The organism is Azoarcus sp. CIB (genome assembly GCF_001190925.1).
Lineage (GTDB): Bacteria > Pseudomonadota > Gammaproteobacteria > Burkholderiales > Rhodocyclaceae > Aromatoleum.
The window spans coordinates 5,165,373-5,183,485 of record NZ_CP011072.1; the positions used below are offsets into that span (position 1 = coordinate 5,165,373).

Here is an 18,113-nt window from a genome sequence, read left to right on the forward strand (position 1 = left end):
ACGCGCCCGAAGGAGAAGCGACATGCCCGAGTACCTTGCACCTGGTGTCTTCGTCGAAGAGACGAGTTTCCGCAACAAGTCGATCGAAGGCGTCGGTACGAGCGTCGCGGCGCTGGTCGGGCCGACCCGCAGCGGGCCGCTGCGCGGCGTGCCCGAGGTGATGACGAGCTACGCGGATTTCGAGCGCGTCTTCGGCGACGCGCAGGATCTCGCGATCGGCGAAGGGGGTGTCGGCGTGCCGAACTATTCCGCGCATGCGGCGCGGGCCTTCTTCGACAACGGCGGCAAGCAGCTCTTCGTCGCCCGTGTCGTGGCGGGCGTGAATGCGCTCGGGCCGGACGATGACGGCAAGTGGCCGAACGCGGCGTCGAAAACCGACGGCGCGGGCGACGTGCAGTTCTTCAGCCGTTTCCCCGGCAAGATGGGCGATTACACGCTGGAACTGCGCTGGCGCGACAGCGAGAACCTGCTGCGCAGCGAGACGCCGAAGACCGCGACGGGCGAAAGCCTGTACTTCCTCGAGGCGACCGGCGTGGCGGTGGCGGCAAAGGCGACCGGCGCGATCGCGAATGGGGCCTTCCCCGTCGACGTGAAGGCGGTGGTGAAGCTCGACGGCGCGAACCTCGCGATCCAGAGCAATCGCGCCGAGATCGTGTCGATGGCCGACCCGGACAATCCGGCGCCGGTCGCCGCGGGCCAGCTGACCGCGCTGAAACCGGCCGAGCTGCCGGCGAACGCCCGCCTGACGCGCATCTTCGTGCGTCCGCCGGCCTCCGGGGCGCTCGCGGCAGGGACCTCGGCCGAGTTGCAGCTCGCGGACGTGACGAACCTCGCGGCTTACACCGGCGGCGTGAACTGGGGCGACCTGAAGGTGCTGCGCGGCACGCTGGACGCGGCCGGCGAGACCTTCACGGTGACCGGTGACACGACGCTCAACCCCGGCGTCGCGAATCCGATCACGCTGCCGCTCGCCGCGCTCGCGGCCAAGCCGGGCGCGGCGCGCTCGATGATCGTGCTGCGCAGCTTCGACATCGACGTGCGCAACGGCGGCAAGGACGGCGAAGTGATCCGCACCTACGCGGGCCTGAGCACGGCGCCGACCGGCGCGACGAGCCTCGCGGCAGCGCTGCCGGCGAACCCCGAGCGCCGCGCGGAGGCGCTGAGTTCGCCGATCGCCTGCGTGCTCGCCGACGGCGCGACCGGCGACGACATCCAGAAGGCGCTCGTCGCGATGTGCGACGCGGCGGCGCTCAACCCCGGCGCGAGCTCGCTCGACGAGCCGCGCTACCTGATCGCGCTGTCGGGCGGCAGCGACGGCGCCGAGCCGAGCTCGACCGACTATGCCGGCGAGACCGACGAGATCAAGGGCAGCACCGGCCTGAAGGCGCTCGAAGGGGTCGAAGACGTATCGATCGTGATGACGCCGGCCGCGGCCGAGTCCGACGAGGACGTGCACACGGGCGTCGTGATGGAGGTGCAGAAACACTGCCGGCGCATGCGCTACCGCGTCGGCATCGTCGATTCGCGCTTCGGCCAGAGCATCAGCGAGGTGCGTGCCTTCGCCGGCCAGTTCGACGACACGCGCCTGGCGCTGTACCACCCGTGGGTGGTGATTCCCGACCCGACCGGCACGCGGCGCGACCTCGCGGTGCCGCCCGCGGGCTTCATCGCCGGCGTGTATGCGCGCACCGACGTCGATCGCGGCGTGCACAAGGCGCCGGCGAACGAGATCGTGATGGGGGCGCTGCGCTTCGAGCAGCAGATCAACGCCTTCCAGCAGGAGCTCCTCAACCCCAACGGCATCAACTGCCTGCGCTCCTTCGCCGGCCGCGGCCACCGCGTGTGGGGCGGGCGCACGCTGTCGAGCGACCCAGAGTGGAAGTACGTGAACGTGCGGCGCTACTTCCTGTACCTGGAACGCTCGATCGAGAAATCCACGCAGTGGGCGGTGTTCGAACCGAACGGCGAGGCGCTGTGGGCCAACATCCGCACCAGCGTCGAGGACTTCCTGTTCACCGAGTGGCGCAACGGGCGCCTGCTGGGCGGCACGCCGAAGGAGGCCTACTTCGTGCGCTGCGACCGCTCGACGATGACGCAGAACGACATCGACAACGGCCGCATGGTGTGCCTCGTGGGCGTGGCGGCGCTGAAGCCCGCCGAGTTCGTGATCTTCCGCATCGGCCAGAAGACAGCCGACGCCTGACCCCGTGGAGAACTGAATCATGGCCATCTTTCGTGAAACACCCTATTCGGCGTTCAACTTCCTGGTCGATCTCGAACCGGGCCAGGGCAGCGAGGTGCGGGCGGGCTTCTCCGAGGTGTCGGGCCTCAACGCCGAGGTCACGGTCGCGGAGTACCGCGCCGGCAACGACCGCGTGAACTACGTGCGCAAGGTGCCGGGCATCCACAAGGCGGGTGACGTGACCCTGAAGCGCGGCGTGATCGGCGCGCAGAACCTCTACGAGTGGCTGGAGAAGGGGCGCACCGGCAAGCTCTCGGAGGCCAAGCGCGACATCGTCGTGAAGCTGCAGTCCGAGGACCGCGCCGACACCGTCGTGAGCTGGAAGCTGCGCGGCGCGATGCCGATCAAGTGGACCGGGCCGACGCTGACCGCGAAGGGCGGCGGCGACGTTGCGATCGAGGAGCTGGTGCTCTCCGTCGAGACGATCGAGCAGGAGTAAGACCGTGCTGCTCGCCGACAAGCGCATCGAACTGGACGCACGCCCCGCTTCGCGGCGGCTCGCGCCGGTCGAGGTCGTGATGATCGGCCACTGCCCGTCCTTCGACGGCAGCGCCGAGTGGAAGCGGCTCGCGCGCGACCTCGCGGTGCTCGCAGAGATCGCGGCGCTGGGCTTCACGGCGGAGGTCGAGCGCCTGCGCGCGCTCGACGAGGGCGCGAGCGAGGCCGAGCCCGGCGACGGGGCGCTGTTCGCGCTGTACCGGCTGCCGATCCCGATCCGTTCGCTGGGTTACTTCCAGGCGCTGTTTCCGCAGGCCTTCGACTTCGACGGCGCCTACCGCAGCGCGCTGGCCGGTCGCGCGGCCTGGCTGCCGGCGGCGGTGCAGGACTTCTTCGCCGGCAACGACCGGGGCTTCGGCGACACGCGCACGCTGTGGATCATCCGCGTGCCCGAATCCGACGGCGTGCGCGCCTTCCTGCCGCAACCGAACGCAACACTGATCGAACCGTCGGCACTGGGCGCCTTCGAGCGCGCGCTGTTGATCGAGCGCGCGGGCATTCTCGCGCTGCCCGACCTCGAACGCCTGATGGTGCCGCGTGCCCTGCCCGACATCCCGCGCGTGCGGCTGGAAAACCCCGAGGCGGTGTTCCTGCCCTGCGGCACCGAAATCGACGACACGCACCGCGAGCGTCGCCGCTCCCAAGAGATGCCTCCCGTGGAGGCGTCGCTCGATCCGATCGACATCGTGCCGCCGATCCTGCGCACGCTGGCGCGCCTGCGCCCGGACATGCAGTGCCTGCTGACGCTGCCGCTGGACCAGCGCCCGAAGGACGAGCTGCCGGCGCCGTCGCGCGAGTTCATCGAACACATCGCGCGCATCGCCGGTGAGATTGGCAGCGAAGCCGGCGGCGGGGCGACGGTAGCGCCGCACGCCGAGCTTGCCGAGAAACTGCGTCACCTGCAGCTCTTGTGGCCCTACCTGCGCAGCGAGGAGCACCCCCTCGCATCCCCCAGCGGGTTGGTCGCCGGCATGCAGGCGCGCGTGTCGCAACGCCACGGGGTGTGGCGCTCGATCGCCGGCCGCCCGCTGCCCGGCGCGGCGCTGCCGTGGCCGCCGGTGACGCAGCAGCAGGCCACCGCGCTGCGCGAAGTGCCCGGCGTGACGGTGCTGCTGACGCGCGGGGGCAAGCTGCAGGTCGACGACGAGGCGCTGTGCGCGCCCTGCCTGCCGGCCGCGGACCTCCGCCGCATGAGCGCGGCGCAGCGCGCGCAGGAGCACTGGCGTTCGGCCGAGGTGATGCGCTTCATGGGCTGGCTGCGGCGCGGGCTGCAGGCCCTGGGCGAGCAGCTGGTGTTCGACGCCGATCCGCGCGACCCGCGCCCGGAACTCGCGTTGCGCGCCTTCTTCGAACGTCTGCACGAAGCCGGGGCGCTGCGCGGCGCGCGGCCCGAGAGTGCCTACCGCATCCGCGAGATTCCGGCCGCCGAATCGACGATCGCGTTCGAGATCGAGATCGCGCCGGCCTACCCGATCGACCGGCTGCGCCTGACCTTCCTGCACGACCGCCACGTCGCCGTGACGCAGACCCGCATCGAGGCCGTCGATGGCTGACGCGCCGCGCGAATTCATCCCCTTCCGCTTCCGCGTCGCGCTGTACGACGGCGAGGGCGGCAACCTGCTGTGCCGCGGCGCCTTCAGCGAGGTGTCGGGCCTGGAGGCGACGATGGCGCCCAAGGCGCTCAAGGAAGGCGGGCGCAACTGGGGCGAGGTGCAACTCGCGGGCCCGACGACCTTCGCGCCCATCATCCTCAAGCGCGGCATCACCGAGCTCGCCGACCTGTGGAGCTGGTTCGACATGAGCACGCGCCAGTCGAACTACGCGCTGCGCATGAGCGGCACGATCGACGTGTTCCACCCCGAGGATCCGGACAAGCCGCTGCTGCGCTGGCGCATCACCAACGCGCTGCCGACCAAGTTCAAGGGGCCGGACCTGTCCTCCACCGCCAGCCAGGTGGCGATCGAGGAGCTGCAGCTGGTGCATGAAGGCCTGGAACTCGAGCGCGGCTGAGGGAGATAACGATGCCCGCCATGCAGATCGCCCGCGCCAAGCTGATCCCGATGAACGGGGACCAGGTCGAGACCGACGAGTCCAAGCACATCGACGTGCAGTTCAACCCGGCGACGCTGCGCGTGACGCTGTCGAACACGCTGAAGGCCGACAACAAGGGCGGCAGCGGGGGCAGCGGCGCGGCAGCGCAGTACGTCGACAAGAGCGAATCGACGCTCGCCGTGGAGCTGGTGTTCGACACCAGCATCGCCGCGACGCTCGGCTCGGACAGCCGCGAGGACCGGGAGACGCTCAGTGCGAACACCGACGTGCGCACACTCACGAAGCGCATCGCGGAAGCCTTCATGAAGCCGCAGGACGCCGAGTCGAAGAAGCCCAAGGCGCCCAAGCGCTGCCGCTTCCAGTGGGGCAGCTTCCAGTTCACCGGGATGCTGTCGAGCTACTCGGAGACGCTGGACTTCTTCGCGCCCGAGGGCATCCCGCTGCGCGCGACGCTGGCGCTGACCTTCAAGGAGGACCGCTACCAGTTCGCGCTGGACCCCTCGGTGCAGGCGGCCGAGCGTCCGCGCCCCGCCTTCGCGCCCGGCGGTGACGGCCAGGATGCCGCCAGCGCCGCCCAGGCGGCCGGGCAGAACCCGCGCGACTGGCGCGGCGTCGCCGACGCGAACCGCCTCGACAACCCGCGCTTCACTTCGCTCGGCACGCTGCTGATTCCCACCGGAGGCCGCTGATGCCCATCGTGATCGACGAACTCGTCGCCGAAGTCCAGCCCGAGCCGAACCCGGCGCAGACCGCCGGCGCCGAGCCGCGCCCGCCCGAAGGCCGGCCCGGCGAGACGCTGCTCGATCTGCTGACCGTGACCCGTGAGCGGGAGGCGCGCCTTGCCATCGACTAGCCCTGCCATCGTCAGCGCCCGTCCGCGCGTGCGCGTGGATGGCAGCGACCGTCCCGCGCTGGGCGAGGCGGCGGCGGCACTGTCGGTGCATCTGCCGGCGAGCGGCATGGCGAGCGCGGAGCTGCGGGTGATCAACTGGGGTCCCGCAGATGGCGGCGAACCGGGCTATCCGTTCCAGGACCTGCGCCTGGGCAGCCGCATCGAGTTCCTGCTCGGCGAGACGGCCGAGAGCGCGGTGTTTTCGGGTGATGTCACGGCGATAGAGGAGCGCTACGGCGACGGCGCGCCGCAGCTCGTGATCCTCGCCGAGGATCCGCTGCACAAGCTCGCCCGCAGCCGCGCGAGCAGGGTGTTCGAGAACAAGGGCCTCGCCGACGTCGTGCGCGAGATCGCGAACGACGCGGGCCTGCAGGCCGATGTCAGCGTCGCTGCCGGCAGCGCGGACTGGCTTCAGCACAACGAGAGCCACCTCGCCTTCCTGCTACGCGTGCTCGGGCCGCACGACATTCCGCTGCGCATGCAGGGGGGACGGCTGCGCGCGCGCCCCGAGGAGGCGGACGCGAACCCGGTGCGCCTCGACTCCGGCGCCAATGCGCTGCGCATCCGCATCATCGCCGACCTCAACCGCCAGCCGCGCGAGGTGCTCGCGGACGGCTACAACCTCGCCTCGGATGCCGCCGCGAGCGGTAGCAGTACGTCGCTCGCACCGGCACCGGGCGGGCGCACCGCGGCGGCCACACTCGCGGAACTCGGCTGGGACGGCCGCTCGCCGCGCCCGCACCCCTTCCCGCGCTCGCAGGCGGAAGCCGAATCGCTCGCGCAGGGGGCCTTCCGCCGCGACGCGCAGCGCTTTCTGCACGGCGAGATCGTGTGCACCGGCACGCCCGAACTGGGCGTCGGGCGCGAGGTCGAGCTCGCCGGGGTTTCGCCGCGGCTCGCCGGGCGCTACCGCATCGCCGACTGCTGGCATCACTTCGACAACGCGCAGGGCCTGTCCACACGGCTGCGCGTCGAACGACCGGACTGGAACCCATGAGCGGACGCCACAGCCCCGGCCCGCTGCAGGATCTGCATCTGGGCGTCGTGCTCGACAACGCCGACCCGGACAACCGCGGCCGCGTGAAGCTGCGCCTGCCGGCGACCGGGCTGGAGGTGTGGGCCGCGGTGATGGTGCCCAGCGCCGGCAGCGGATACGGCGTGAGCCTGCTGCCGCGCCAGAATGAGCAGGTCGTGGTCGCCTTCATCAGCCCGGACCTGCCGATCGTGCTCGGCGCGGTGTGGAGCGGCGGCAGCAGCCAGCCGGCCGACGCGCGCCCGGTCGAGGAGCGCTACTTCGTGCAGAGCCCGGCCGGCATCAAGGTATTGCTCGACGACCAGGAACCCAAGGTGAAGATCGAGACGCCCGCGGGCAACAGTCTGACGATCACCGACCAGGGCGGCGGCAAGGTCACGATCGAGCAGGGCGGCGAGAAGGTCGAGATGTCGCCGGGCAACATCAAGATCACCGGCTCGGGCGTCGTGAAGATCGAGGCGGCGCAGGTCACGGTGTCGGCGGGCATGGTCAAGGTCGATGCCGGCATGAGCAAGTTTTCCGGGGTCGTGCAGTGCGACACGCTGATCAGCAATGCGGTGATCTCGTCGAGCTACACGCCGGGGGCGGGGAACATATGGTGACGCTCACCCGAACCCTGGACGGCGCGCTCCTCGCCGAGCGGCCGATGCGCGCGCCGAAATCCGCCGGGCCGGCGCTCGCACACCAGCCGCGTGTCACCGCCCCCTTCTTCGCCGGCGACGGCGACGGGCTGACGCTGCATCGCTACTTCGACGAGGACTTCGTCGCCCGCTTCCTCAACGACGCGCACGCCGGCCGCCTCACCGGCACCGCCGCGCAGGCGTGGTACCGCGCGGACCGCTTCGGCCGCTTCAAGGACGAGCCGACGCTGCGCCTGCCGATGCATCGCAGCTTCTACCTCGTGTGCGGCGAGGTGCAGTGCGTGGCGCCGGGCGCGCCCGCCTTCGACCCGAAGAAGATCCTGTCGGCCGGCATGGTCGTGCGCCGCGTGCCCGCCGACGGCACGCCGCAGCGCTGGATGGTCGCCGACGGCCAGCCGCTCGGCTGGCGCAGCGGCGAGATCCCGGACCACGACCCCGACGACGTGCGCCGCCTGACCGCGCGCGGGCTGCTGCCGCCGCGCTTCCCGGAGCCGCCCTATTCCGGCGAGGAGGTCGTGCCGCTGCACCCGCTGCTCGTGCGCCGCCGCGAAGCGCGCGGGATCGAACGCAGCCATACGCTGCTGTGGGGCTACCTGCCGCTCGGCGGTACTGCGCGCGAAACCGCGGACACGCCGCTGCCACAGGCGAACGGCACCGAGGTACCGGACTTCGGTCTCGAACAGGCCTGGCCGCTGGGCACTCGCGGCGCGAAAGCGTGGAGCGACAGCGACGGCCTGGTGATGGCGAACGGCATCGCGACAGTCGGCTTCATCGAGCTGCTGCAGGCGCTGGTCGCGCAGTTCCGGGTCGATGATGCGGCCGACCTGGACAGCGCCGGACTGCGCACGCTGCTCGGCCAGATCCGCTTCCACGCGCTGGAGTGGCGCATCGTGGACGGCGGGGAGTTGCCGCAGCTCGTGCCGGTATCCGGCGAGACGGTGCTCGCCTGGCTGGACCGCAGCGCGCCCGCGCTGGTCGAGCTCTTCGCGCGCATCGTGCGCCGCGAGGCGATCGCGGGCGCGGTCGCCCTGCCCGACGGCTTCGGCGGCACGCGCAACGACCGCTTGTTCATCAGCGAGCAGCAGGCCGCGGACCTGCGCAGCCTCGTCGCGCTGCGGATGGCGCGGGCGCAGGTGCGCTTCGACGACGGCCTGCCGCTGCCGCGCTTCGGCCAGACCGACGGCGACCGCTTCGTCGCCGTGCCCTTCGTGCGCTGGCTCGACGACTGCGGCTGCGAGCGCGTCGCGTGGGGGCCGGCGAGCCGCGTGTTCCGCGTCGCCTCGCCCTTCGACCCCGAGGCGCAGCGCCCGACCACCGTGGTCCTACCGTCGCTCGACGACCTGAAACGCGGCCTGCCGCGCGGCGTCGCGATGCTCGCACCGAAGTCGCTCGCCGACGTGCTGAGAAAGATCAGCCCGGGCATCGACATGAAGGGCGACGGCCCGGGCAACAACTGCGGCGCGTGCTGGAGCTTCAGCTTCAGCCTGCCGGCGATCACGCTGTGCGCGATGCTGATGCTGATGGTCGTGATCAACATGCTCAACCTCTTCCTCGGCTGGCTGCCGTGGGTCTTCATGGCGCTGCCGCGGTTGTGCCTGAAGGCGCTGAAAGGCAAATGAGAGGGAAATAGGAGAACGCGACGATGGCGACGCCCGAATCCCTGCTGATGAGCTTTCCGCTGCTCCCCGGCCTCGCCGACGACGGGCGGCCCGCATGGCGGCGCGGCAACGCGAGCGTGCGCGAGGTGATGCTCAACATCCTGCTGACCCGCCCCGGCGAGCGCCTGATGCGCCCCGAGTTCGGTGCCGGCATCCGCAACTTCATCCACCACCCCAACAACGAGACCACGCGCGCGCTGATCGCCGACGCCGCACTGCGCGCGCTGACGCGCTGGGAACCGCGCGTGACGATCGAGGAGGTGCGCGTCGTGGCCGACCGCGAACGCCTGTCGCACGTGAATCTCGAGGTGCGCTACCGGCTGCTCGCCGATGGCGGCCGGGAGACGCTGGAACTGGCGCTGGACCTGGGATGAGACCGATGAGCACATCGCAAATCGCAGGGTGGATGAGCCGAAGGCCGAATGTGGCCAATGCGCCGCCGTATGGAATTTCCGATCGGCATGCGGCGGAAGGCGCTTCGCTTTTCCGCCCTACGTAACGAGGGAACCGAACTCATGCCGCTTCCTGCACCGCTTTTGGGTCAATTCCCCGTCCCCGACCTCGACGACCGCCGCTTCGACGAGCTGGTCGCCGAGCTGCAGGCGCGCCTCGCGCGGCACGTGCCGGAGATGGCGCCGCTCGCGCCGGGCGACCCGGTGCATGCGCTGGTCGATCTCTTCGCGTGGCTCACCGAGACCGTCATCTACCGCGCGAACCAGATCCCGGAACGCCAGCGCCTCGCCTTCCTGAACCTGTTGCAGATCCCGCTGCGCCCGGCGCGGCCCTCGGCCGGGATCGTCAGCATCGACGCGAGCGGAAGGGCGTTGCCGCCGCTGATCGCGACCGAATCGCTGCTCAAGGCCGGCACGACGAGCTTCAGCACCGTCGGCGAAGTCCAGCCGACGCCGCTCGCACTGCGCGTCGTGGTCAAGCGCACGCTCGACGAGGCCGCGCTCGCCGCCGAAGGCATCAGCCTCGACCAGCTGCGCGCGCAGTACGGCGTCGAACCGGCCGCGTTCCGCCCGCTGACGCTGGTGCCCGGCCACGATGCGCTGAGCGCCGCCGGCACGCGCGACGGCGCCTTCCACCTCGGGATCTGCCTCGCCAAGCCCGCCTTCGTCGCACAGGCGGAGCTCGTGCGCCGCGAGCTCGCCGGCATCGTGCTGAACGTCGGCCTCGCGCCGCTCACCGAACTCGAAGGCCAGCTCGCGACGGGACTGCGCCCGCGCAAGCTCGACTGGGAGCTCGCGTGGTGGCCCGACCCCGAGGACGCGCCGCAGAACGTGCAGTACCTGCCGCTCGAAGTCGTCGCCGACAGCTCGGCCGGCGGGCGCAAGACCGGCGTCGCGCGCCTGCGCCTGCCGCGCAACGCCGACATGCTGCGCGCGACCGCCGCCCTCGATCCGCAGTTCGCCGGCCTCGGCGACACGCCGCCCGAAGCGCCCGCGGACCTGCGCCCCGGCCAGCTGCTGTTCTGCTGCGCGTCTCCTGCGCCGACGAGCCGAACCTGACGCTGGGCTACCTCGGCGTAAACGCCGTCGACGTGATCGGCCAGGGCATCGCGCGCGACATCGTGCTCGGCAGCGGCACCGGCCGCCCCGACCAGGAGCTCGAACTGCCGCATGCGGATGTCGACGCGGCGAGCGTCGCGGTCGAAGTCGAGCAGCTGAACGCCTTCCGCCCCTGGACCCGGGTCGCGCATTTCGCCGGCAGCGGGCCGGACGACACCGTCTTCGTCGTCGATGCGGCGAGCGGCAGCGTGCGCTTCGGCGACGGCATCCGCGGCAAGCGCCCGCCCGCCAACGCCCGCATCCGCGCCGTTTTCTACCGCCACGGCGGCGGCAGCCAGGGCAACCTGCCGCCCGACAGCATCAAGGAGATCCACGGCAGCAGCGCCCGCCTCGCACTGCGCCACGAATGGCCGACGCGTGGCGGCGTCGACGCCGAGACGCTGGACGAGGCCGAGCGCCGCATCCCGGCCTTCCTCAGCCACCGCGACCGCGCGGTCACGGCCGAGGACTTCGGCGTGCTGGCGCGCGACAACCCGATCAACCCGGTCGCGCGTGCCGAGGCCGTCTCGGGCTTCTTCCCCGGCGCGAGCCTCACCGCCGTGCGCCGCAACATTCCCGGCGTTGTCGCGGTGTTCGTGATGCCACCCGCGCCGCAGGCGCTCGCCGCGGCGCCGCGCCCGAACGCCGGGCTTTTGACCGACGTGCATGACTACCTCTCGGCGCGCTGCATGCTGGGCACCGAGCTGTATGTGCTGTCGCCACAGTTCGTGCCGGTCGCCGTCGCGGTGTCGCTCGAAGTCGTCGATCCGGCGACCGAGCAGCAGGTGCACGCCGAAGTCGAGCGCGCGCTCTTGCGCTACCTGTGGGCGCTGCCGCCGGGCGGCCCGCGCGGCGCGGGATGGCCGCGCGGCAAGGCGGTCGAGATCAACGAACTGCGCACGCAGGCGGGCCGCGTCGAGGGTGTCGAGGCGGTCAACGCGCTGCGCCTCTTCTACCGGGACCAGCAGCAGAACCCGCCGCTGTGGCTGGAGCTCACCGGCGCGCAGGCGCTGCCGCTGCTGGATTTCCAGTTGCCCGAGCTGATGGCGGTCGCGATCCGCCCGGGCGAGGACCGCCCCGCGCCGCCGCGCGGCTTCGGGCCCCGGCCGCCCGACGGACGACGGTCCGCGCGCCGTGCCGGTACCGGTGATTCCGGACTTGTGCTGAGCGGATGATCACGATGGGCACGATGCACCTCGAATATAGCCACGCGACCGCTACGCGGATCGCGAGGGGTGGATTGGCGGGATACGCGTTGCTCCTCCCGCCCTACGGGATCGGTTATTTCGTCATGCGCGTCGCAGGCACGGAATGTAGGGCGGGAGGAGCCGAAGGCGTATCCCGCCACACGGCGGTCCAGCCAGCACCGGCGGTGCAGGTTGCCCCCCCGGGAGCCGCCCGATGAACAGCAACGGCACCCGCTTGCTGCTCCTCGACGGCGCGTCGGACTTCCGCAACGCGAGCCGCCAGTGCAGCTGGGACGTCGAGCAGCGCGCCTTCACGCTGACGCGCCAGGACGCGCCGCGCCTGCCGGCCGTGCCGCCGGCACGTGCGCGCGAACTGCTGGCCGCGGCCACCCCCTTCATCCTCGACGACCACGGCCAACTCGGCCGCCTGTCGGACGACGGACTTCGCTTCGAATGCGCACTGCGCTGGCCGGCGAGCGCCGCAGCCGACTGGCAGCCCGTGCTCGCCGCGCTCGACGACGCCGAGACCGGCGCGCCGAACCTCGAAGCGCTGGTGCTCGACCCGGTCGACGCCCCCGCCGGCCGCTTCACCGACCTCGCCTTCGGCGGCAGCGGCCTCGTCGCGCTGCCGTGGAGCGACGGCGGTGCCGATAACGGCCTCACCGCGGTGCATCTGCGCCGACGCTGGCAGACGCGCTGCACGCTGCCCCTTCGCGCCACGCCGCGCGTGGGTGGAGGCTGCAAGCGGGGGAACGGCCGGCGCGGACCGCATCTGGGTGCTGGGCGAAACCCGCCTCGGCCTCGCCGTCGGCGCGCCGCTGCCGCAGCCCTACGTCGGCCGCCCCGAGCGCTTCGAACCGCTGCAGGCGAACCCCGACCCGCTGCGCCTCGCGTGGGACATCGACCTGCCGCCGCACGGCGGGCTGCTGGGTCTCGCGGGCGACGACGAGCGCCTCTATGTGCTGAGCGAAGCGACCGACAGCACGGCCGACGCGCCGCGCATGCAGGTCTTCAGCCGCCCGCTCGCATCCGGCCCGACGGAAGGCTTCCGCGTGCATCGCCTGCCCGACGAGCTGCCCGATGGTCTTCCCCTGGCGACCGACATCGCCGCGCTCGGCGATGGCCGCTTCCTGCTGCTCCTGCCCTTCGACGAAGGCGCCGAGCGCGGCAAGCGCCGCGACTGCCCGCTATTGTCGATTCCGGAGGACGAAGACGAGACCGCCGCCGAACTGGTCGCCGAACGCTGGCCGCGCCGCTCCGAAGCCGCGCTGCCGGCGGCGGTGCGCTTCGTGCGCCACCGCGACGGCGCGCCGCGCACGCTGACCGCCGACGGCCCGATCCGCCTCTACCGCCTCGCCCAGGCGCACTTCGCCGCGCGCGGCACGGTCACGCTGACCGAGATCCTCGACTCGGCGATGCCCGACACGCTGTGGGACCGCCTGTGCCTCGACGCCTGCATCCCGCCCGGCTGCCGCATCGACATCGCCGTGCAGGCGGGCGACGATCGCAACGACTTGCCGGATGAATGGATCGCGCAGCCGCAGCCGGTGCTCACGCCGCGCGCATCCGAACTCCCCTTCGCACCCGGCCGCGCGCCGCAGGGCGAGGATCACGACGACCACGCCGGCCTGTACGAGCTGCTGATCCAGCGCAGCAACGGCGCGGTGCGCGAAGTGCGCGGGCGCTACCTGCGCTTGCGCATCACGATGCACGGCGACGGCCGCCACAGCCCGGCGATCTTTGCGCTGCGCGTGTATTACCCGCGCTTCTCGTGGCAGACGCACTACCTGCCCGACCACTTCCAGCAGCAGGAACGCCCGCTGCCGCTCGAAGACGCCGAGCCGGTCGCCGCGAACGGCGCCGACCTGCGCGAACGCCTGCTCTCAAGCTTCGAGGGGGTGCTGACGCCCCTCGAAGACCGCGTCGCCGCCTCCGAGATCCTGCTCGACCCCGCCGCAACACCCGCCGAGCGCCTGCCCTGGCTCGCCAGCATGCTCGGCACGACGCTGCCGCGCCACTGGCCCGAGGCGCGCCGCCGCCGCTGGCTCGCCTCGCAGGGCGCACTGCAGCAGACGCATGGCAGCTACCGCGGCCTGCTCCTCGCGCTCGACATCCTCACCGACGGCGCGGTCGCGCGCGGCGCGGTGATCCCGGTCGAGCATTTCCGCCTGCGCCGCACGATGGCGACGATCCTCGGCATCGACATGGACGACCGCGACCACCCGCTGACGCTGGGCACCGGGCTCTCCGGCAACAGCATCGTCGGCGACAGCCTGATCCTCTCGGACGACCAGGCGCGCGAATTTCTCGCGCTGTTCGCGCCGGAAGTGGCCGAACGCAAGGGCGAAACCGCCGTCGTCGATCGCTTCTTCGACGAGGCGTCGCGGCGCATGACGGTGATCCTGCACGGCCCCGCGCGCAGCCTCGCGGCGGTCGTGCGCGACGCGCTGCCCTCGCTGGTGCCGGCGACCGTGCAATGGGCGATCCGCACCAGCGAGCACCCCTTCGTGCTGGGCCTGTCGCCGCTCCTGGGCATCGACACCTGGCTGGAAACCCAACCGCCGCCCCGGCGCGTGGTGCTCGACCGCACCCGCCTCGGCCGCGGCGACCTGCTGCACAACCCGGTCGCGCTCGATCCCGAGCACGCCGTGCCGATCGACGCGACTGCGAGCGGAGGGCCGTAAAGGACCATGTGATGTCGAGTGAATGCGGCACGGGGACTCCCTCCCCCTTCAAGGGGGAGGGCTGGGGTGGGGATGGGGTTTAGCGACGTGGCGGAAACCCATCCCCCTCCTAACCTCCCCCTTGAAGGGGGAGGAACAATGTGCCCGACCAGACTTCATGGATGTGATTGCTGCCCAAATATAGGAGAAAGGGCATGAGCGAGCCCGACGACAACTGCGACGCGAGCCTCGCCGGCGACGGCCGCTTCGAGGAGGCGCTGAAGCGCGTGAGCTACGAACCCGGCATGCTGCTGGGGCTCGAGGCGACGCGCGCCGAGCAGGACTACCACCGCCGCCGCGCGACGCGTCACGGCTACTGGCTGCACGGCGCCGGCACGGTCGCGGGCCTGCGCGTGAGCCTGCGCGCCGAGGATCCCGGCAACGACACCGACAACGTGCGCGTGCGCCTCGTCGTGAGCCCCGGTGTCGGCGTCGATGGCCTCGGGCGCGAGATCGGCGTGCCCGAGCCCTACTGCGTCGATCTGGGCGCCTGGCTCACCGCGCAGCACGAGGACGAAGACCTGTGGGGCGCGCTGATCCGCGACGGTTACGCCGAGGCCGACAACCTGCTGTGGCTGAAGGTGACGATGCGCTACCAGGACTGCCCGAGCGGCCTGCAGCCGGTGCTCGCGACCGAGGTCAATGCCGGGACCGACCCGGTGCAGCCTTCCCGCGTCGCCGACTGCGTGCTGTTCGAGCTCGTCGCCGAGCGCCCCGACGACGTGTCCGAGGAAGAGCACCTCTTCGCCGCGCACAGCCGCATCAAAGCGTATGACGAGATCGAGGCAAATCTCGGCGAGCGCGAACGCGCGCAGGTCGAGGCCGCCGCCGGCGCCACGCGCACCCAGCTCGAACTCGGCGCGCGTCTGCTGCATTCGCTCGGCGACGACAACCAGGCGCTGGTCGCGCGTCAGGCCTTCCTCACCGACCCGGCGGTGCTCGCGCGCACGCTCCTCGCACGCATCGCGATCCGCCTCACGCCGCCTGCGCCCGAGCCGGACCTCATCGTCAATCCGCGCCGCATCGAGGTCGACAACCTCGTGCGCCCCTTCCTCTTCAACGCCGCCGCGCTCGCCCGGCTGATCCGCGCATAAAGGGAACCGCCATGGCCAACATCCGCTTCACCCCGCTCCGGATCGGCACCACGAACGCGGCCGGCGAGCGTATCTCCAGCATCGACCCGCTGCTGTCGCGCACGAACTACTTCGACGGCCAGCTGCTGAAGGCCTCAGACCTCAACCGCGACCAGATCTATCTCGACGAACGCCTGCTCGAACTGGGGCAGGTCTTCGGCAGCGGCATCGTGCGCGGGCTGGACATCAGCCTGCAGTCCGGCCATATCCTGCGGGTGGAATCCGGCATCGCGATCGCACCCTCGGGCCGCGTGCTGCAGCTCGCGAACACGCCGCTGACGATCGACCTCCTCAACAGCGGCCTGATCGCGACGCTCAACGACGGCCGCTTCCGCAGCTACGCGCGCGGCCTGTACGCGCTGGCGCTGACCCACGCCGAGGTCGTCGACGGCGTCGCCGAGGCCTTCCCCAAGGATCTCGCCGCGCCGCGCCGGCCGCACGTCGCCGCTTGGGCCGAAGGGGTCGAGCTGCGCCTGATGCCCTTGCCGCTGCCCCTGCCGCGCCAGGACGAGATCGCGGTGCGCGCGACGCTCGCGCGCGAACTCCTTTCCGGCGGCGACCGTCTCGCCCTGCCATCCGACGACGCCGTCGCGCTGGGCCTGATCGCGGTCGAGCGCGGCCGCATCCTGTGGATCGACCGCGGACTCCTGCGCCGCCCGCAGCGCGCGCTGAACACCCCCAACGCGATCCAGCAGGATCTCGCGACCCACTACCAGGAGCTGATGCAGACGGTGCTGACGGCGCGCCAGAGCGCGGGCCTGCGTGGTGCGTTCGCGGCGAGCCAGTACTTCCGCGTGCTGCCGCCGTGGGGCCCGCTGCCGCAGGACTGCATCGACCCGATCGGCGGGCGCCAGCAGTTCTTCCCCAAGGATTACGAGGTCAGCATCGCGCCGGTGCGCCGCAGCGAACTCGCCGCGGTGCTCGCCGACTCCGCCCACCTCGCGCCGATCGATCTCGAACGCGATGCCGACTGCGACATGATGGTGCTGGTGCCGATGAGCGACACCGCCTTCGCGCTGCGCGCGCGCCAGCTCGAAGCGCCGGCGAGCTTCACGCCGCGCTCGCTGGGCCGGCTCGCCCGCCTCGACCGCCTCGCCCTGCGCATCCTCCCGCAACCCCCGATCCACCGCGTCGACACCGACGCCGACGTGTGGCGCGCGATCTGGGCCGACGTGAATCCGGCCGAGCTGATGTACCTGCGCCGCCCGCCACGCACTGCCGAAACGGGTGTCAGCGCCGTCGTGCTCGCGCTGGGCATGACGCTGCCGCCACCGGGCAGCGCGCTGCCGCCCGATGCCGCGGCGCTGGAGGAACAGCTCGACGCCGCGCTGGAGGATGTCGACGCCGCCGAGGAGGCACGCGCCGCGCTCGAAGCCGAGATCGCGCGCCTGAAGGTGCGCATCGCGGAGCTGGAAAAGGCCCTCGCGGCCGCCGGCGGCACGGGCACCCCTGCCGACGCGCAGGCCGAGATCGAACGCCTCAGGCTCGCACTCGACGCGGCGCAGAAGGAGATCGAGGCACTCAAGGCCGACGACCGCAACGCCGCCATCCTCGCCAACGCGCTCGAAGCCGCCAGCGACCGCATCGACGCGCTGAAAGCCGAACTCGACGCCGCGCGCGCCGAGATCGAGCGCCTGAAGACGACCAGCTCGCCCATCGACGAGACCCTCAAGCAGCGCATCGAGGAGCTCGCCGCGGCGCTCGACGCCGAACGCGCGAAATCCGCCACTCTGGAGCAGGAACGGGCCACCCTCACCGCGCAGCTCAACGAGGCGCAGCGGCGCATCACCCAGCTCGAAGCCGAACTGAAGGACGCGCTGGCGAAGCTCGAAGCGGCCGGCGGCACCGACGCCGACCTCGCGGCCGCGCGCGAGGAGGCGGCGAAGCTGAAGGCCGAACTCGACGCGGCCCGCGCCGCACTCGAAACCGCCCGCGCCGAACTCGCCGACACCCGCGCGAAGCTCGACGCCAGCCTCGCCCGCGAAGCCGCCGCGCTCACACGCATCGCCGAACTGCAGAACGCGCTCGCCACCGCGAATAACGAACTCGCGACCCTGCGCGCCCGCGTCGCGACGCTCGAAACACAGCTCGCGAACGCCAACGCGACGATCGGGAAACTCAAGCTCGAAGCGGCCCAGGCCGGCAATCTCGCCGTCGAACTGACACTGGAACGCCTCGCCCGCGCGCGCGGCGCCGACGACGCCGGCATCAAGTCCGCAGCCGGCGCCGACGCGCTGATCGGCGGCAACGAGCCTGCGCGCATCGCCGCGGTACAGATCGTCGGGCTCGCCGACCGCCGCCTCGACCTCGCGCTGTGGCCCAGCATGCACGCGATTGCACGCGCCGGCCTCACGGCGTTCGAGAAGATCCGCGACCGCCTCTTCGATGCCGCCGGCACCATCGACCTGCCGAAATTCTTCCTCGAAGAGGGGCAGAACTTCGGCCTCTCGGGCACGCATCTGGAACTGTGGAAGCGGGTCGCCGGCTAATCCGCCACGGAGCGC

Annotated in this window: 15 protein-coding genes; 14 read left to right on the top strand and 1 reads right to left on the bottom strand. The window is 71.5% G+C overall.

Annotated elements, in window-relative coordinates; genetic code table 11:
- The first annotated feature begins 22 nt into the window (after positions 1–22).
- The 11 genes from AzCIB_RS23195 (at position 23) to AzCIB_RS23240 (ending at position 11,741) form a co-directional block, all read left to right on the top strand.
- Positions 23–2,203, top strand: a complete 2,181-nt coding sequence (locus AzCIB_RS23195; RefSeq protein ID WP_050418066.1) for a phage tail sheath family protein — start codon at positions 23–25, stop codon at positions 2,201–2,203.
- A gap of 19 nt (positions 2,204–2,222) precedes the next feature.
- Positions 2,223–2,681 (top strand): phage tail protein, encoded by a 459-nt coding sequence (locus tag AzCIB_RS23200; RefSeq protein ID WP_050418067.1) that lies wholly within the window; start codon positions 2,223–2,225, stop codon positions 2,679–2,681.
- Positions 2,682–2,685: 4 nt separating this feature from the next.
- Complete coding sequence (locus tag AzCIB_RS23205; protein WP_050418068.1) at positions 2,686–4,293, top strand: hypothetical protein; 1,608 nt, start codon at positions 2,686–2,688, stop codon at positions 4,291–4,293.
- A complete protein-coding gene (locus AzCIB_RS23210) occupies positions 4,286–4,750 on the top strand; it encodes a phage tail protein (protein WP_050418069.1) in 465 nt (154 codons plus the stop codon). The genes AzCIB_RS23205 and AzCIB_RS23210 overlap by 8 nt, the downstream gene beginning before the upstream one ends.
- 11 nt (positions 4,751–4,761) lie before the next feature.
- Positions 4,762–5,481 (top strand): CIS tube protein, encoded by a 720-nt coding sequence (locus AzCIB_RS23215; protein WP_050418070.1) that lies wholly within the window; start codon positions 4,762–4,764, stop codon positions 5,479–5,481.
- Complete coding sequence (locus tag AzCIB_RS24510) at positions 5,481–5,645, top strand: hypothetical protein (RefSeq protein WP_018988770.1); 165 nt, start codon at positions 5,481–5,483, stop codon at positions 5,643–5,645. The genes AzCIB_RS23215 and AzCIB_RS24510 overlap by 1 nt, the downstream gene beginning before the upstream one ends.
- Complete coding sequence (locus AzCIB_RS23220) at positions 5,632–6,681, top strand: phage late control D family protein (RefSeq protein WP_232299302.1); 1,050 nt, start codon at positions 5,632–5,634, stop codon at positions 6,679–6,681. The genes AzCIB_RS24510 and AzCIB_RS23220 overlap by 14 nt, the downstream gene beginning before the upstream one ends.
- A complete protein-coding gene (locus AzCIB_RS23225; protein WP_050418071.1) occupies positions 6,678–7,319 on the top strand; it encodes a phage baseplate assembly protein V in 642 nt (213 codons plus the stop codon). Before AzCIB_RS23220 ends, AzCIB_RS23225 begins: the two co-directional genes overlap by 4 nt.
- Entirely contained in the window at positions 7,313–8,977 is a 1,665-nt protein-coding gene (locus tag AzCIB_RS23230) for a hypothetical protein (RefSeq protein ID WP_050418072.1), read from the top strand. The genes AzCIB_RS23225 and AzCIB_RS23230 overlap by 7 nt, the downstream gene beginning before the upstream one ends.
- A gap of 23 nt (positions 8,978–9,000) precedes the next feature.
- On the top strand, positions 9,001–9,390 hold the full coding sequence (locus AzCIB_RS23235) for a GPW/gp25 family protein (RefSeq protein ID WP_050418073.1): 390 nt from the start codon (positions 9,001–9,003) through the stop codon (positions 9,388–9,390).
- An 878-nt stretch (positions 9,391–10,268) separates the two neighbouring features.
- Positions 10,269–11,741, top strand: a complete 1,473-nt coding sequence (locus AzCIB_RS23240) for a putative baseplate assembly protein (protein WP_232299303.1) — start codon at positions 10,269–10,271, stop codon at positions 11,739–11,741.
- A 106-nt stretch (positions 11,742–11,847) separates the two neighbouring features.
- On the opposite strand, the gene AzCIB_RS24790 is transcribed toward AzCIB_RS23240, so the two are convergent.
- Positions 11,848–12,426: a hypothetical protein gene (locus AzCIB_RS24790; protein WP_232299304.1), complete on the bottom strand. Its 579-nt coding sequence runs from the start codon at positions 12,424–12,426 to the stop codon at positions 11,848–11,850.
- A 58-nt stretch (positions 12,427–12,484) separates the two neighbouring features.
- Between AzCIB_RS24790 and AzCIB_RS23245 the strand changes: the two genes are divergently transcribed.
- The 3 genes from AzCIB_RS23245 to AzCIB_RS23255 all read left to right on the top strand — a co-directional run bounded on the left by AzCIB_RS23245 (position 12,485) and on the right by AzCIB_RS23255 (position 18,098).
- The gene (locus AzCIB_RS23245; RefSeq protein WP_232299305.1) at positions 12,485–14,437 is read left to right on the top strand and encodes a phage tail protein; all 1,953 of its coding nucleotides are present in this window, start codon (positions 12,485–12,487) and stop codon (positions 14,435–14,437) included.
- Between the two features lie 194 nt (positions 14,438–14,631).
- Entirely contained in the window at positions 14,632–15,570 is a 939-nt protein-coding gene (locus AzCIB_RS23250) for a hypothetical protein (RefSeq protein WP_050418074.1), read from the top strand.
- An 11-nt stretch (positions 15,571–15,581) separates the two neighbouring features.
- Entirely contained in the window at positions 15,582–18,098 is a 2,517-nt protein-coding gene (locus AzCIB_RS23255) for a coiled-coil domain-containing protein (protein ID WP_050418075.1), read from the top strand.
- Positions 18,099–18,113 lie beyond the last annotated feature (15 nt).